The organism is Methylobacterium sp. J-030 (genome assembly GCF_022829545.1).
In the GTDB taxonomy this organism is placed as follows: Bacteria; Pseudomonadota; Alphaproteobacteria; order Rhizobiales; family Beijerinckiaceae; genus Methylobacterium.
On sequence record NZ_JAKSYM010000130.1, the window covers coordinates 18,803 to 33,296 of the forward strand.

The following is a 14,494-nucleotide window of genomic DNA, read 5'->3' on the forward strand; positions in this document are numbered from 1 at the left end:
GATCCGAAGGACTCAGCCCAGCCCTTTCAAGGTGCTCGGCCGCGTCCGCGCGGGGGATCGGCGCCCCTGCGGCGCACCTTTCCCGGACCGGTGGAGCGCATCGGAACCTAATCCGGGAACCGCGCACGAAGCGCCGCGCCAGCGGTACGGTCTGTTTCATACCGAGGGTCGTCGACATGGACTCGTCCAGCGTTCGGCCGTCGGCAGGGGCGAACGCGCGTCGCCGCCCAGGCGGCGGTTCGCCCAGGATACGTCAGCCGCAGGGCCACTGGTATCAGGCATCCTCTTCGCGACGTCGCATGAGGGATCCCGGTCGCAGGCTGCTTTCGCTGCATGCGACCGGGAAGAGGGCCCCGCCCCCGAGACGAACAACGGTGCTAAAACCGGCTCGACGCGAGGGCGTCTTGTCTCTGGAGACGCTTCGAAAGGGCTCGGTCTCGACCTTTCGAAACCCGCGTCAGGCCGCCTTCACCTCCGCCAGGAAGGTCGCGACCGCGCGGCCGAGGTCGTTCGAGTAGCGTGAGAGCCCCTGTGCCGCGCCGAGCACCTGGGTGGCCGCCGAGCCCGTCTCGCCCGCCGCCCGCTTGACCTCCACGATGTTGCTGGTCACCTGCCCCGTCCCGGAAGCGGCCTCCTGAACGTTGCGCGCGATCTCCTGGGTCGCCGCTCCCTGCTGCTCCATCGCGGCCGCGATGGCGGTCGAGCTGGTGGCGATCTCGCCCACCGTCCGGGCGATCGACTGGATCGCATGGACCGCGTCGCCGGTCGCCGCCTGGATCTCGGCGATCTGCGCCCCGATCTCGCCGGTGGCGCGGGTGGTCTGGGCGGCCAGCTCCTTCACCTCGGTGGCCACCACCGCGAAGCCGCGGCCCGCCTCGCCGGCGCGCGCCGCCTCGATCGTGGCGTTGAGCGCCAGCAGGTTGGTCTGGCCGGCGATGTTCGAAATCAGGGCGATCACCCCGCCGATCTTCTCGGCGGTCTCGGCCAGGCTCTTCACGGCCCCGTCGGTCTGGATCGCCTCCCGGGCCGCCTCGCCGGCGGCCTCGGCCGCGCGGGAAACCTGACCGTTGATCTCCCGGATCGAACTCGACAGCTCCTCCGTCGCCGCCGCGACCGTGTTGACGTTCGTCGAAGCCTGCTCGGCCGCGCTCGCGACCGCCAGGGCCTGCGCGTCCGTCTCCTCGGCGACGCCGGTCATCGACTGGGCCGTCGCTTCGAGTTCCGTGGCGGCACCGGCCAGCGCCTGCGTCAGGCTCGAGACCTCCGCCTCGAAGGCCTTCAGCGTCGCGTCGAGATGCGCGGCGCGGCGCGCCTTGGCGTCCTGCTCCTGCTCGGCCGCCGCGTCGGCCGCCCGCTTGGCGACCAGCGCCTGCTTGAACACCTCAACCGCCGCAGCCATGCGGCCGATCTCGTCGGTCCGGTCCCGATTCGGCACCGCAACGTCGAGGTTGTCACGGGCCAGATCGCCCATCACGTCGGTCATCCGGCGCGTCGGGACGGCGATCACGCGGGTCAGCACGTAGGCGGCGGTGGCGGCACTGCCCAGCAGGACCAGGAGGGTGATCGCCATCGACAGGTAGGAGGTCCAGAACGCCTCGGCCGCCTCGGCCTGGCGCGTCTTCAGCAAGGCGCGCTCCGTCGCGTCGCTCTCCGCGATCTCGGCCCGGATGCCGTCCACGAAGGCCTTGCCGGCGCCCGCTGCCTCGCGGGCCCGGGCCTCCGCTTGGCCGCCGACCTGCCCCATCAGGGCGATCTCGGGATCCGCGATCTCCGACTGCCAGCGGCGCGCCAGCGCCTCGATGCGTCCGAGGCGCGCCTGCTGGGTCGGATTGTCGGCCGTCAGGGTCGCCTGTCGCTGCACGGCCGCGGCGAAGGCCAGGGTGCCTTTCTCCAACGGTTCGAGGAACTTGCGGTCCCCTGCGATCAGATAGCCCCGCAATCCGGTCTCCCGATCGGCCATGCTGCTGAGCAGGAGCGCGTTCACGTTCAGAACGTCGTAGGTATGCTCCGACCATTCACTCGAATTTTCAATAAAAGACAGTTTTCGGTAATTCAATACACTACCAATAATCGTTATGACTATCAATATTGCGAAGCACGCTATGATTCTCTTGGCGATCGACATTTCTGAAATCCGAAGCGATAGGCCTGATTTGGGTGATCCGAGATCATTATCATATCTAGAACTGAAGAATTTTTCCACGCCCCGGAGAACGATTTTGTTTTCCACCGAAGATGCTGCAGCCGCGCTGGCGCCGACTGCAACGTCTTGGGATCGGACCTCGATCTGCCGCAGGTTGCGCCGCAGATCTGCGCCGATCGACGCCCCGGCAAGGCTTCGCGCTCATGATGGCCGGCGTGCCGGCCGGAACCGCCGGGGCACATCAGGCTGGTCCGGCCGGGTCCCGCGTACGGAGCGGGACCGCCGGGGGGGCGCGTCGGCCCAATGGGAGGCGCGCTAACGCGCGGTTAACCCTCGTGCTGCCTGATTCGGCCGCTACACCAGGGGCGACACACGGGAACGCCAGAATGCGCCATCAGTGCTTCGGGCCGGGCCTCGCGCTCGGGTTCGGTCTCCTCGTCGCCGGCGCCGCGAGCCAACCGGCCCGCGCGGATTTCGACGGCTGCCTCGCCGGCATCCAGGCTCAGGCGGCGGCCGCGGGCGTGTCGGCCCAGACCTTCCGGGCGGCCACGAGCGGTATCAGCTTCGACGACAAGGTGATCGAGCTCTCCCAGGCGCAACCCGAGTTCAAGACCCCGATCTGGGATTACATGGCCGCGCTGGTCGATGACGAGCGTGTCGAGGATGGGCGCGCGGCCATGCGGCAGAACGCGACCGCCCTGGCGCAGGCCGAGGCGCGCTACGGCGTCGACCGCTACACGATCGCGGCGGTCTGGGGGGTCGAGTCCAATTTCGGCAAGAACCTCGGCAAGATGCCGCTGGTCCAATCGCTCGCGACGCTGGCCTGTTCGAACAACCGCCGCCGGGACTTCTTCCGCGGCGAGCTGATCGCCACGCTGCGGATCATCGAGCGCGGCGACATCGCGCCGGAGCGTCTCACCGGCTCCTGGGCGGGGGCCTTCGGCCAGACCCAGTTCATGCCGACCACCTACCATCGCCTCGCCGTCGACGGCGACGGCGACGGGCGGCGCGACGTGGTCGATTCGACCGCCGACGCCGTCGCCTCCACGGCGAACTTTTTGCACGTCGCCAAGTGGCAGCACGGGCAGGTCTGGGGCTACGAGGTCAAGCTGCCCCGCGGCTTCGCCGTCGGGGCGGCCGGGCGCAGGAACAAGAAGCCGATCGCCCATTGGGCCGCGCTCGGCGTGACCCGGATCGACGGCCGCCCGCTCACGGGCGAGGGGCCGGCTGGGATCATCGCGCCGGCCGGGATCGACGGGCCGGCCTTCCTGGTCACGAAGAACTTCGACGCGATCTACTCGTACAACGCCGCCGAATCCTACGGCCTCGCCATCGCGGTACTGTCGGACCGGCTGCGCGGGAAGCCGGGCGTCCAGGCGGCGTGGCCGACCGACGATCCGCCCCTGTCCCGCGCCGAGCGGCGCGACCTCCAGACCCGGCTGGCGGCCCGCGGCTACGACGTGGGCGAGCCGGACGGCAAGGTCGGCCAGAAGACCCGCGACGCCATCAAGGACGTGGAGCGCCGCCTCGGCATGACCCCGACCGGCCGCCCCGGCGGCAAGGTGCTGGAGGCGCTCCGCGGCAGTTGATTGCTGCGCGGTTCAAGTCGGCCCCCTGAACCGACCCTTTCCCGCGCCGGTTTCGCAAAAGTGGCCGCCGGTTTTGCGACGGGGGCCTGCGGTCCACCGAGGACCTGGGCGGATGACGCGTCGGCCGGCCAGCGCAAGTCCGCATAGGCGCCCTCGCCGGCGCACTGGGCCCTGGGACAGAGTCGCGCTTGCAGGGTCGCCGTGCGCCGCGCTACCGGTGGGCTCAGCTCAGCCTTGCCGAGACCGCGATGCGCTTTTCCGGAACCGAGACCTACGTCGCGACCCCCGACCTCACCGCGGCGGTCAACGCCGCCGTGGTGCTCGAACGCCCGCTTCTCGTGAAGGGCGAGCCCGGCACCGGCAAGACCGTGCTGGCGGAGGAAATCGCCAAGGGACTGAACGCGCCGCTGATCGTCTGGAACATCAAGTCGACCACCAAGGCCCAGCAGGGGCTCTACGAGTACGACGCGGTCTCACGACTGCGCGACTCCCAGCTCGGCGACAAGCGGGTCTCGGAGATCGGCAACTACATCCGGCGGGGCAAGCTCTGGGAGGCGTTCACGGCGCCCGAGCGCCCGGTCCTGCTGATCGACGAGATCGACAAGGCCGATATCGAGTTCCCGAACGACCTCCTCACCGAACTCGACCGGATGGAGTTCCACGTCTACGAGACCGGCGAGACCGTGAAGGCCGGGCGCCGGCCGATCGTGATCATCACGTCGAACAACGAGAAGGAGCTCCCGGACGCGTTCCTGCGCCGCTGCTTCTTCCACTACATCAAGTTCCCCGATTCCGAGACGCTGCAGCGCATCGTCGACGTGCACTATCCGGGGATCAAGCACCGCCTCGTCGAGGAGGCTCTGCGGACCTTCCTGGCGATGCGCGAGGTGCCGGGCCTCAAGAAGAAGCCCTCGACCTCGGAGCTGCTCGACTGGCTGAAGCTCCTCGTCTCCGAGGACATCGCCCCCGAGACCCTGCGCGAGCAGGATGGCCGCAAGCTGATCCCGCCGCTGCACGGGGCGCTCCTGAAGAACGAGCAGGACGTCAGCCTGTTCGAGAAGCTCGCCTTCATGATGCGGCGCGATCAGCGGGGCGGCTGACGTGCGCCGCGCTTTCGGCTAACCGGCATCGGGGGACCGCGGCGGCGGTCCGGAGTTCGTGCCAGAATTCTTGCCAGGGGCTGACGTCATGCGCAGGCTGATCCTGTTGCGGCACGCCAAGTCGGACCGTCCGGCGGGCGTCGCCGACCACGACCGGCCGCTCAACGACCGGGGCCTCCGGGCCGCACCGGCCGTGGGCGCCCATCTCGCCGATGAGGGCTTGCGGCCGGACCTCGCGCTGGTCTCGACGGCCCAGCGCACCCGCGAGACCTGGGAGGCGATGGCGGCCCCCCTCGGCGCCCCCGAAACCCGCTGGCAGCGCGAGATCTACGAGGCCCCGGCGTCTCGGATCCTGCGGGTGATCCGCGAGGCGCCCGACAGCGCCGCCACGGTGATCGTCGTCGGCCACAATCCGGGCCTGGGCGACCTCGCGTCGGACCTCGCCGGGGACGGGCCCCGCGCCGCCCGCAACCGCCTGGGCCTCGAATTTCCCACCGCCGCCTACGTGGTGATCGATTTCGACACGGAGCACTGGGCCGTGATCGCCCCCGGCCAGGGGCGCCTGGACCGGTTCGTCCGCCCCCGCGACATCGACCCGGACCTGGGCGGCTAAACGTCATGGGATTCCAAAGGGCGAGCCCTTTGGTGGGGTATCGGGGTGAAACCCCGATGTCGGGCTTCGCCCGAGCCCAGCGGGTTCCACCCTGCACCCGCGAAAGGGCTCGCCCTTTCGAAACCCCCGACAGGCGTCAGGCGACAGGCACCGCGACGTGCGTGGCGACCTCCGCGTGGGAGGGCAGGGGCAAGCCCGGCACGAACGCCTCGAAGGCCGCCCAGAAATCCTGCCGGATCGCGTCGCGCTCGGACAGGATCTCGTGCCGCGAATCCGGAAGGACCAGGATGTGCCCGGCCTTGAGCCGCGCGGCGAAGCGCTCGGTGACGGGGGTGCCGCAGACCGGGTCGGCCCCCGCCGCCACGATCAGGGTCGGCAGGGTGATGCGCGGCGCCGCCCGCGGGTCGCGCAGGCGCGCCATCGCCCGGAACGACTCGGCGAGCCACGCGATCGTCGGGTCGCCGACAGCGCCCGCGCCGACCTGCCGGGCCGCGGCGGCGTTGCGGGCATAGCGGACGGGATCCCGCGTGAGGCGGTTGCCGGGATAGGGGTTGGTGGCGATCGAGACCGGCTTGCCGAACGGGATGTAGCGGCTCCCGAGCCCGAGCCGGTGCAGCCCCCGCGACAGCACCGACGCCACGGCCGGCCAGCGGACCATCCGGATCGACAGCATCGGCGCCACCGTCACGAGGCGCCGGAACGGCAGCCAGCCGTCGAGCGCCCCGAGCAGCGCGACGCACCCGCCCATCGAGTGGGCGAGCCCGACATGCGGCTCCGGCATCAGCGGCATCAGCACGGTCTCGGCCACGGCCCGCAGGTCGAGCCGGTACTCGTCGAAGCTTGCGACGTGGCCCTTGTGGGGATCGTCGACCCGCCGGTCCGATTCGCCCTGGCCGCGCCAGTCGAAGGCGACCACCGCGAAGCCGCGGGCGCGCAGGTCGCGGATCGTCTCGTAGTACTTCTCGATGAACTCGGCCCGGCCCTGGAGCAGGCAGATCGTGCCCCGGCAGGTCCGCGTCGTGGGCTGCCAATAAGCCGCCCGCAGGGTGCAATCGTCCCGCGTGCCCACCGCGATCAGGGTGCCGCCGGGCGGGACCGAATTGTCGGGCGTGTCGCGCAGGGTCAGCAGCGGCGGCTCGCCCCCGGCCTTACCCTCGAACCGTCCCATGGGCCCCCCTCACGCACAGCCACGCACCGGCCGAGCGTAGCGAAAAAATCTCGCTTTTCCCTACGATCCAGGGTCTTGAACCCCGATTTTCCCCCTCCGATATCCCGATGGTGCCGGCCATCTGGCGGCACGGAAGACGGGTCCGGCCCCTCGGGGCGGACCGGAATTGCATGTTGCTCACACGAGGATATGTCATGCGTCAGTTCGATCTCGCGCCCCTCTACCGTTCGACCGTCGGCTTCGACCGGTTGTTCTCCGCGCTCGACCAGTTCGCCAGCGCCGAGGCTGCGCCCACCTACCCGCCCTACAACATCGAACGGACCGGCGAGAACGCCTACCGCATCACCGTCGCGGTCGCCGGCTTCACCGAGGCCGACCTGTCGATCGAGGTGCGGGAGAACGCGCTCACGCTGAAGGGCGAGCGCAAGGCCGAAGGCAAGGCCGAGTTCCTGCACCAGGGCATCGCGGCCCGGTCCTTCGAGCGCCGCTTCCAGCTCGCCGACCATGTCCAGGTGACCGGAGCGGCCCTGGAGAACGGCCTCCTCCACATCGACCTCGTCCGCGAGGTGCCGGAGGCGAAGAAGCCGCGCCGCATCCAGATCGCCACGGCGGGCCGCGCCAGCGCCCCGGTGATCGAGGGTGACGTCCGCGCGGATTCGGTCCAGCAGGCCGCCTGACCCCAGATCCTGAAACCAACGGACGGATCGAGAGCGCCCCGGCCCCAGGCCGGGGCGCTTTCATATGGGGAGCTGTCATAATGGCGTGTCCGCGGCATGCTCTGATTCTGGCGGAACGGCGCGCGCCGCGCACCCGGAGTAAACCGGATCATGGTGGCCAATCTCGCACGCGGAGCCTACAGCGCGCTCGGTGCCGGGTGGCACAAGGGCGTGCAATGGGGCGTCGGCGCTCCGATCGCGAAGCTGCGCCGCCGCCACGCGCATCTGCGCGGCCTTGAGGGCGGCCCCACCGGCATCGCCGACGTGCTCTCGGCCGAGCAGGCGATCCGGCTGCCCGAGCCGTTCGAGCGGCGCAGCCTCGGCCGCATCGGCAACCTCGAAGTGCGGCTGGCCCGGAAGAAATCCGAGATCCGCCGGGCGCAGCGCCTGCGCTTCAAGGTGTTCTACGAGGAGATGTCGGCGGTGCCCTCCGGGCTCGCGGCCCTGTCGCGCCGGGACGTCGACGGCTACGACACGATCTGCGACCACCTCCTCGTCCTCGATCACACCCCGCCGAAGCGGAAAAAGCCGTTCGTCGAGCACCGGCCCAAGGTGGTCGGGACCTACCGCCTGCTGCGCAGCGACGTGGCCGAGCGCCATGCCGGCTTCTATTCCGAGGGCGAGTACGACCTCGCGCCGCTCCTCGCCGCACAGGGGCACAAACGGATCCTGGAGCTGGGCCGCTCCTGCGTGCTCAAGCCCTACCGGGGCAAGCGCACCGTCGAGCTGCTGTGGCAGGGGATCTACGCCTACATCCTGCACCATCGGATCGATGCGCTGATCGGCTGCGCCAGCCTGGAGGGCACCGATCCGGACCGACTGGCGCTGCCGCTCGCCTTCCTGCACCACCATGCCCGCGCGCCCGAGGGCTGGCGGGTCCGTCCGCTGCCGGAGCGCGCGGTGGCGATGGACCGGCTGCCCAAGGAGGCGGTCGATCCCAAGGCCGCCCTGCAGACGCTGCCGCCCCTGATCAAGGGCTACCTGCGCCTCGGCGCGACGTTTGGCGACGGTGCGGTGATCGACCGGCAGTTCGGCACGACGGACGTGTTCGTGACGCTGCCGGTAGAGACGATCGGCGCACGCTACCGGGGGCATTTCGCGCCCGCGGGGTGAGGGGCGGGCCGCCCCAGCCCCTTTGACCCAACCCGCGCCCATCGCCGGGAGCGCCGTCCGCCGATTGGCCGAGATCGCACGGGAAGCCAAGACCTCGACGCCGAGCCCCTCCCGACAGACAGGCCGATCCCGCTCGTCGAACTGTCGCACCCGGCCTTCTCCAATCCCGCAGGCACGCCTCCGGTCCCGGTTGGGATGCGCGCTGGAGCGAGGGAGAGCGCGATCGATATCGTCCTCGAGGCCCCCGGGCCCCAGCGCTTCGAGCTTGTGGGCGTCCGATACCACGTTGCGGTGGTCCCGACCCAGGGTCGAGACACCGCGCCCGGCGGACGACCGCCGTCGCGCCTTCACGCGGACGAACCTCGACGCGTCAGGTTCATCGAGGTTCGGTATGAGCAGCGGACTCGGCCGTTACTTCGCCGCCCCCACGGTCACGCTCCCGGTGGCGGTCCGGCCGAAGCGCGCCGGGCGGTACATGTCCTCCACGGTAGCGCCCGGGTGCACGTAGGTGCCGGGCGAGACCGCCCGCACCGTGTAGGCCACGGTGAAGAAGGCTGACTGGCTCGGGTCGCGGTCGTAGGCCGCCACGAACCGGTCGTCGCGGAACTCGGTGTGGACCGGCTGCACGTCCGACTTCGTGAAGGCGAGGCCCTGGAGCACGTCGGCGTCCAGCAGCTTCGGATTGTCGATCTCGAGGCCCGCCGGCAGGGGATCGACCAGCAGCAGGCGCGCGGCCTCCGCCTTGGCCTCGGTGACCTTCAGCACCACCACGAGCCGGTCGTTCTGGCGCAGGCCCGCCGCCGGATCGACGCGGCTGCCGTCGAGCCGGTGGAAGCTCCGCTCCACCGTGTAGCCCTGCGCGGCCGCCGGCTCCGGCGTCAGGGGATTGCCGTTGACGGTCACGGCCACCTGCACGGGTCCGCGGCCGCTATTGACCAGCTGCACGCCGCGTTCCGCCAAGCGCGCCTCCCGGTAGACCCGGGCGAGCGTCCCGGTCTGCGGCGCGCCGTCGAGGCTGAACGACAGGGCGTCCGCCTCCTTGGACAGGCTCTCGGCGGCCAGCACCATCCAGGCATTCTCCTGCGTGCTCGTCGCCCGCTCGGTCTGCTGCTCCTCGCCGAACACCGCCGCAACCGGGCCGAGGGCGCCCGGCGCCAGCCCGCTCTCGGCCGCCAGCGTGATCAGCCCGGCCCCGTCGCGCAGGCGGGAGCCGTAATCGGCGCGGTAGACGCCCTTGTCGCGCTCGCCGCGCAGCACGGTGAGCGCCGAGTCCATCGCCCGGGCGGCCCGGCCCCGGTCCCCGAGGAGCGCGAGCGCGGCGGCGAGCTGCGCGCGCCCGAGGGCGGAGGAGAAGTCGGCGAGCTTGGTGTCGGCGAGGTAGCGCAGGTCGCCCATCACCGGGCGGCCGTTCCGGGCCAGCACGTAGGCCGCGTAGGCGAGGTCCGCGCCGCCATTGCGCACCTCGGAGGCGTTGGCCACCGCGTTGCGCAAGTAGTCGAGCGCCTGGGTGAAGGCCTTCTGCGGCACCGCGAAGCCGCGCTCCCGGGCCCGGGTGAGGAAATCGGTCACGTAGGCGTCGAGCCAGAGGTCGCTCGACCCTTGCGCCGACCACAGGCCGAAATCGCCGCTCGAATCCTGGCGGGCGAGCAGGCGCTCGACCGACTCGCGCACGCGGTCGTCCACGCCGGCGTCGAGGGCGAGCTTTTCCAGCGCGGCGAGCTTGTTGACGTAGAGCAGCGGCATCGCCCGGCTCACCACCTGCTCGGAACAGCCGTAGGGGTAGCGGTCGAGCGCCTGGAGCAGGGCCGCCACGTCGAGACCCGGCAAGGGCGTGACCGAGAGCGAGACGCTGCCGGTGCCGGGCAGCAGGTCGGCGATGAGGTCCGACGTGACCGTCAGCGCCGCCCCGGGGGCGAGGCTGCGCACCGAGCGGCGCAGCAGGGTGCTGGTCCCCGGCGCGATCCCGAGGGCAAAACTCTGGTTCAGCGGGCTCGCGAGGCCGGGCCCCGACAAGGCGAGGTCGAGCCGGGCCGTACCCGGCCCCGCCGCGGTGAGCGGGATCGCGAACTGGCCCTTGGCGCCCGCCTCCAGCCGGAACGTCTGGCGCAGGGCGCTGGCCCCGACCACCACCGGCCCGGTCGGGCTCAGGTCGACCGTGTAGTCGCCCGCCGGTCCCTCGACGTTGTCGAGGGCCACGAACAGGCGCGAGCGGTCGCCGGCGTCGAGGAAGCGCGGCAGCGTGGCGGTGAGCACCACCGGATCGCGGATGATCACGTCGGCCTGGGCCTGTCCGACCCGGTCACCGCTCCAGGCGGTGACCATCACGCGGCCCGTGCCGTTGAAGGCGGGGAGCGGGAAGGTGACGCTGGCGGCCCCGTCCGGCCCCACGGTCACGACGCCGGAATAGAGGGCGAGCGGCGCCTGGGTCGGCGGGGCGTCGGCGAGTTCGCCGCCGCCCGCATCGCCGCCGGAGCGGATCGCGCCCACGGAGCCCTGCATGCCGTCGATCAGGTAGCCGTAGAGGTCGCGGAGTTCCGGCCCGAGCGCCTTCTGGCCGAGGAAGTACTGGGTCGGGTCCGGCGCCGCGTAGCGGGTGAGGTTGAGGATGCCGACATCGACCAGCGCCACGGTGATCCGCGCAGGCGTGCCGGGCTTCAGCCCCGTGAGCTGGACCGGCAGGGTCAGGTCCTGGCGCGGGCGCGCCCGCTCCGGCGCCTTCACGGCGACGCCGAGGCTGCGCCTGTCCCGGTCCACCGAGAACCACGCCAGACCCAGCGCCCGGCCCGGCAGGCGCTTGGCCGCCTGATCGAGGGGCCGGTAGGCGGTGGCGATCAGATAGGCGCCCGCCCCCCACTCGGCCTTCACCGGCAGGGTCACGGTGGCGCCGCCCTCCGGCACGCTGACCTCCCGGGTCTCGTGCACCCGGTCGCTGACCACCATCAGGCTGGCCTGCCCCTTGAACTTCGGGCTGAGCTTGGCCCGCAGGGTGTCGCCGGCCGCGTAGGCGGGCTTGTCGAGGGTCAGGTCGAGGAGATCCGGCGCCTCGGCCGTCTGGGATCCGCCCCAGCCGACATCGAAGCCGAGGCTGGCACTCGCCTCCGGGGCGCCCGGCGCCGAGACATCGAGCCGGTAGCGGCCGAGTCCCACCGGCGCCTCGATCCGGCTCGGGCCGTTGGCGCGAAGATCGACCGTGCCGCTGGCCACGCGCTTGGTGGTCTTGACCGGCTCGAACGACCAGCGCCCGTCCGCCCGGTACCATTGGTAGGATTGATCGACCCGCGACAGGGTCCAACTCACCCCCGGCCGGGCGAGGAGCGATCCCTCCGGGCTCGCCAGCACCACGTCGAAACCCGCGATCCCGCCGTCCTGAAGTTCGGAAAAGCCCTTGCGCAGGGCCAGCACCGGGCCGGCCGGCAGGATCGGCAGGGTCAGGCTGCGCGACAGCGCCCGCCCGCCCGGCTCGCCGACCGCCAGCGTGATCTTCGCCTCCAGCGCCCGCGGGGCCGCCACCAGCGGAACGGGAACCGTGACGTCGGCACCGCCCTGCGGGTTGGTGGTCGCGTGGTCCTGAAGCTCCTGCGTCGCCGGCTCCACGGCCTCGTCTTCGAGGCCGATGGAATAGCCCTCCAGCCCCTTGATGCCGCTCGTGGCGGCGGCCTGCACGGTGACGCTGCCCGACACGTCGAGATCCGCCCCCGGGGCGCCGTAGAGGTAGCGCGCCGCGACATCGACCTGCGCGGCCTCGCCCCGGTGGAGCGCCGCCTGCCGGGGCTTGAGGGTGACTTCCAGCCGCTCGGGGATGTAATCCTCCACGAGGAAGCTGGTCTCGCCGAGCGTGGGCGCCTTCGGGTCGGTATAGGCCGAGACCCGCCACGTGCCGTGCATCGCACCCGACAGGAGCGGCAGCGGCAGCGCCCGGCCGCCGAGCCCCTGATCGGGCACCGAGACCCGCCGGTACTCGACGCCGTCCGGCCGCTTGACCACGAGGGTCAGCGGCAGGTCCGGCACCGCCGCGCCGGCCGCGTCGCGCAACAGGGCGGTGAGCTGGACGGTCTCGCCCGAGCGGTAGACCCCGCGCTCGGGGAACAGGTAGGCGTCGAGCCCGCCGGTCTCGGGCCGGCCCTTCACGCCGCGGTCGGTGAGATCGAAGGCGCCGAGGTTGAGGTCGAGGAAGCCGTAGTCGCTCCCGGCCTGAGCCACCACGAGGCTCGGCGCCAGGCCGCCATCGCCGCGGGCGAGCCCCGGATCGAAGGCGGCGTGGCCCTGCGCGTCGGTCGTGCGCGTGCCCAGCACCTCGTTGTTGCGGGCGACGAGGCGGATCTCGGCGCCCGGCATCACCTGCGCGGAGGCGAGGGAGCGCAGGACCACGTGGACCCCGTCCCGCCCCTTGGTGGCGGTGAGCCCGAGATCCGAGACGACGAACCACTGCGTCGCCTGCGTGTCGTAGCCCGCGTCGTCGGTGGCGGCCGTACCGGAGGGCCGGGCCAGCATCACGTAGATCCCGGGCTCCAGCTTGCCCACCGCCTGCAGAACCGGGAAGGCGGTGACCGCCTCCTGGTTCAGCTCGGCCCTGGCGGTGTCGAGGGTGCCCGTCCAGACGCGCACGCCCTTCTCGGCCGCGATCGACTTGGCGGTGGCGCCGCTGAGCTGGCCCAGAAAATCCTCGGAGCGCAGGGTCGGCAGCAGGCCCCGGTCGCCGATGCGCAGCACTTCGACATCGAGCTTCGGCGCGTTCACCGAGACCAGGGGGACACCCGCCTGGCCGGTACGCGGCAGGACGTAGTTGCGCCCGGTGACGCGCACCTGCGGGGCGCGGTCGCGCACGTAGATCTCGTAATCGGCCGATTTGAGCAGATCCTCGCCCACCGCGGAGGGCAGGCCCTGGCGCAGAACGATGGCGTAGCGCCCGCCGTGCTTCAGCCCGTCGACGCAGACCTGCGAGCCCTCCGCGGTCACGGCAGCCGCGCTCGTGCCCGACACCGCCACGTAGGGCGCGTAATCGGTCTTGGGCACCACCGCTTCCGAGAGGGTGAAGCAGGCCCGCGGGGCGGCCGCGTCGGAATCGACCTTGTAGCCGAGGATGCGGAAGCCGTGCTCGGCCCGCAGCGTGTCGTAGGTCTCCCGGACGCCGTCGTCCTCGTCGAGCGCGAGGCTCGCCGCGTAGGCGTCGAGGGCCGGGCGCCAGGATTCCTGCTCGGCCTCGGTGGCCCCCAGCAACGCCAGCGACACCGCCGCGTCGGGGGCCGTGCCGGCGCGCTCGTAGGCCCGGTAGGCGGCCGCCGCGGCCCTCTCGCGCAGGCGCGCCCGGCCTTGGTAATCGTTCTGTTCCAAGGCGCCCTGCGCCGCCGAAGCCGCCCGCGCATAGGCCTGCCAGTTGCGGATGTCGGCCGGGTCGGCCGCCACGGCGGCGGCGAGGGAGATGAGAGCTTGGTCCGGCTTGCTGGCGGCGAGCAGCGCCTGCCCGTTGGTGCGCGACTGGCCGGCGGGCCGGAGGGCGAGGCCGGCCTCGGCCTTGAGGGCCGCTTCGAGGCGGACCGCCGCGCTGGCGAGGTCGGCCCGGACGAAGGGCTTGGCAACCGGGGCGGGGACGGTCGCAGCCGGCCGCTGGGCGATGCGGGGCGCGGCCACATTCTGGGCCAGCACCGGGGCGCCCGCGACCCATCCGAGCAGCGCCAGGGCACCCGCAAGCCGTCCAAGCCGCGCCATCAGCCTGTTCCCCGCATGCCGAAGCCCGATGATTCGCGTTGGGGCCGGTCGCGCGGAAGCCTAGCACCGGCGGCGAAGGCCGCAACGCGGGCCGTTTCGAGGCGTGAGGTTCAAGAGCGGAGGCGAGGCGTCGCGCTGGACTGCCCGGCGCTGTATCGAGCCGGCGGCCCTTTCCCGGGCGCATGCAGCGCAAGCGGAATGCGACCCGGCGACTGTCTTGCAGGTCAAGGGGTGTTTTGGCTTTGGTAGGGCGTTTTGGTCTTCAGGACCGCGTTGGCGGTGATGAGGATGCGGCGCGCCACCGCGATCAGGGCCAGCTTGGCTGGCTTGCCCTGATCGCGCAGAG

General features: G+C 71.5%; 8 protein-coding genes. 5 read left to right on the forward strand and 3 right to left on the reverse strand.

Translation table 11 applies throughout. The annotated features are described in order from the left end of the window. Positions 1 to 457: 457 nt before the first annotated feature. Entirely contained in the window at positions 458 to 2,125 is a 1,668-nt protein-coding gene (locus MKK75_RS07140) for a methyl-accepting chemotaxis protein (RefSeq protein ID WP_279593664.1), read from the reverse strand. Between the two features lie 404 nt (positions 2,126 to 2,529). On the opposite strand from MKK75_RS07140, the gene MKK75_RS07145 reads away from it, so the two are divergent. The 3 genes from MKK75_RS07145 to MKK75_RS07155 all read left to right on the forward strand — a co-directional run bounded on the left by MKK75_RS07145 (position 2,530) and on the right by MKK75_RS07155 (position 5,445). Then, positions 2,530 to 3,732, forward strand: coding sequence for a lytic murein transglycosylase (locus tag MKK75_RS07145; protein ID WP_244041914.1), 1,203 nt, complete (start codon positions 2,530 to 2,532; stop codon positions 3,730 to 3,732). A 248-nt stretch (positions 3,733 to 3,980) separates the two neighbouring features. Continuing rightward, entirely contained in the window at positions 3,981 to 4,832 is an 852-nt protein-coding gene (locus MKK75_RS07150; protein WP_244041921.1) for an AAA family ATPase, read from the forward strand. A gap of 88 nt (positions 4,833 to 4,920) precedes the next feature. Then, complete coding sequence (locus tag MKK75_RS07155; protein WP_244041915.1) at positions 4,921 to 5,445, forward strand: SixA phosphatase family protein; 525 nt, start codon at positions 4,921 to 4,923, stop codon at positions 5,443 to 5,445. A 136-nt stretch (positions 5,446 to 5,581) separates the two neighbouring features. Here the strand turns inward: MKK75_RS07155 and MKK75_RS07160 are convergent, their stop codons facing one another. After that, complete coding sequence (locus MKK75_RS07160) at positions 5,582 to 6,613, reverse strand: alpha/beta fold hydrolase (RefSeq protein ID WP_244041916.1); 1,032 nt, start codon at positions 6,611 to 6,613, stop codon at positions 5,582 to 5,584. 194 nt (positions 6,614 to 6,807) lie between these two features. Here MKK75_RS07160 and MKK75_RS07165 point away from each other — a divergent pair, with 194 nt between their 5' ends. After that, positions 6,808 to 7,290, forward strand: coding sequence for an Hsp20 family protein (locus tag MKK75_RS07165; RefSeq protein WP_244041917.1), 483 nt, complete (start codon positions 6,808 to 6,810; stop codon positions 7,288 to 7,290). 150 nt (positions 7,291 to 7,440) lie between these two features. Continuing rightward, complete coding sequence (locus MKK75_RS07170; protein ID WP_244041918.1) at positions 7,441 to 8,442, forward strand: GNAT family N-acetyltransferase; 1,002 nt, start codon at positions 7,441 to 7,443, stop codon at positions 8,440 to 8,442. Between the two features lie 411 nt (positions 8,443 to 8,853). On the opposite strand, the gene MKK75_RS07175 is transcribed toward MKK75_RS07170, so the two are convergent. Next, complete coding sequence (locus MKK75_RS07175) at positions 8,854 to 14,148, reverse strand: alpha-2-macroglobulin family protein (protein ID WP_244041919.1); 5,295 nt, start codon at positions 14,146 to 14,148, stop codon at positions 8,854 to 8,856. Positions 14,149 to 14,494: the final 346 nt, after the last annotated feature.

Bases quoted from the DNA above. Each gene is read 5' to 3' on its own strand.
- MKK75_RS07140 (WP_279593664.1), bottom strand. From the start codon at position 2,125: ATGTCGATCGCCAAGAGAATCATAGCGTGCTTCGCAATATTGATAGTC.
- MKK75_RS07145 (WP_244041914.1), top strand. From the start codon at position 2,530: ATGCGCCATCAGTGCTTCGGGCCGGGCCTCGCGCTCGGGTTCGGTCTC.
- MKK75_RS07150 (WP_244041921.1), top strand. From the start codon at position 3,981: ATGCGCTTTTCCGGAACCGAGACCTACGTCGCGACCCCCGACCTCACC.
- MKK75_RS07155 (WP_244041915.1), top strand. From the start codon at position 4,921: ATGCGCAGGCTGATCCTGTTGCGGCACGCCAAGTCGGACCGTCCGGCG.
- MKK75_RS07160 (WP_244041916.1), bottom strand. From the start codon at position 6,613: ATGGGACGGTTCGAGGGTAAGGCCGGGGGCGAGCCGCCGCTGCTGACC.
- MKK75_RS07165 (WP_244041917.1), top strand. From the start codon at position 6,808: ATGCGTCAGTTCGATCTCGCGCCCCTCTACCGTTCGACCGTCGGCTTC.
- MKK75_RS07170 (WP_244041918.1), top strand. From the start codon at position 7,441: ATGGTGGCCAATCTCGCACGCGGAGCCTACAGCGCGCTCGGTGCCGGG.
- MKK75_RS07175 (WP_244041919.1), bottom strand. From the start codon at position 14,148: ATGGCGCGGCTTGGACGGCTTGCGGGTGCCCTGGCGCTGCTCGGATGG.